This window comes from Streptomyces griseoruber (assembly GCF_001514205.1).
In the GTDB taxonomy this organism is placed as follows: domain Bacteria; phylum Actinomycetota; class Actinomycetes; order Streptomycetales; family Streptomycetaceae; genus Streptomyces; species Streptomyces griseoruber.
The window spans coordinates 1,540-3,205 of record NZ_KQ948805.1; the positions used below are offsets into that span (position 1 = coordinate 1,540).

1 protein-coding gene is annotated in these 1,666 nt (G+C 71.6%); it reads right to left on the minus strand.

The annotated features are described in order from the left end of the window. Nucleotides 1–1,666, minus strand: a 1,666-nt coding sequence (locus tag AQJ64_RS48820; protein ID WP_159060363.1) for a type I polyketide synthase, incomplete at both ends; no start/stop codon positions are given.

The window sequence follows — 1,666 nt, forward strand, 5'->3', positions numbered from 1 at the left end:
CATCTCCGGCCCCGCCATCACCGTCACACCACCGGCCAGCGCCAGATCACACTCGCCCGCGCGCAACGCCTGCACCGCCAGGTGCAACGCCACCAACGACGACGAACACGCCGTGTCCACCGTCACCGCGGGACCCTCGAAACCGAACGAGTACGCGATACGCCCCGACGCCACACTGCCCGTCGAACCGGTCAGCAGGTAGCCGTCGGAGTCGTGCTCCCCGGCGCGCATGCAGGAGCCGTAGTCCTGTGTGATCGCGCCGGCGAAGACGCCGGTACGGCTGCCGCGGAGCGTCGCCGGGTCGATGCCGGCCCGTTCCAGGACCTCCCACGACGTCTCCAGCAGCATCCGCTGCTGCGGATCCATCGCCAACGCCTCACGCGGCGAGATCCCGAACAGCGAGGAATCGAACAGGGCGGCGTCGTAGAGGAACCCGCCCTCACGGACGTAGGTACGACCGGGCGTGCCCGGCTCCGGGTCGTAGAGCGCGTCGAGGTCCCAGCCGCGATCCGTGGGGAACCCCCCGATCGCGTCACGGCCCTCGCTCACCAGCCGCCACAGATCCTCCGGCGAACCCACCCCACCGGGGAACCGGCACGCCATCCCGACGATCACCACCGGATCGTCGGTCACACTCGTCGCCGCAGGCAGTGCCGACGCCGTGTCGACGGTCTCCTCTCCGTCCGACAGCTCGGACAGGAGGTGGCGGGCCAGGGCGGCCGGGGTCGGGTAGTCGAAGACCAGGGTGGCGGGGAGCCTCATGCCGGTGGCCGTGCTCACGCGGTTGCGGAGCTCCACCGAGGTCAGGGAGTCGAAGCCGAGAACCTTGAAGGCCTGGTCGGCCTCCAGGTCGGCGGCGGACGTGTGGCCGAGGACGGAGGCGGCCTGCCCGCACACGAGGTCCAGCAGGAACTTCTCACGCTCGGCCTCGGGAAGCCCTCTGACCCGTCGGCCGATGTCGGCCGCACTTCCCCCCACGGCCTGTGCCCCCGCAGCCCGGCGTGCGGGCGTGCGCACGAGAGCGCGCAGCAGATCGGGGACCTGTCCGCCCCTGCGGAGCGCCGCGAGGTCGAGGTTGATCGGCAGCACCGCTCCCCTTTCGAGCGCCGGGCCGATCTCCAGGGCGGCGTTGAACAGTTCGAGACCCTGTTCGAGGGCGAGCGGCTGCATGCCCTCGCGTGCCATGCGCCGCAGGTCCGCCTCGGTCAGTTCGGCGGTCATGCCCGCACCGGGCGCCCACGGACCCCAGGCGAGGGACAGCGCCGGCAGACCCGAGGAGCGGCGGCGGGCGGCAAAGGCGTCCAGGAAGGCGTTGGCCGCGGCGTAGTTCGCCTGACCCGCACTACCGAACGTCCCGGCGACGGAGGAAAAGACCACGAACGCGGAGAGGTCGGCGTCGCGGGTCAGCTCGTGCAGGTGCACGACCGCGTCCACCTTCGGCCGCAACACGGTCGCGAGCCGCTCCGCGGTGAGGGACGACACGACACCGTCGTCCAGGACACCCGCCGCATGCACCACAGCGGTCAGCGCACGCCCAGCCAGCACGTCGGCCAACCGATCGCGGTCGGCGACATCCACCGCCATCACCTCGACCTCGGCACCCAAAGCGCTCAGCTCCGTGACGAGTTCGGGGGCACCCGGGGCATCGAGGCCACGCCGACCGGCC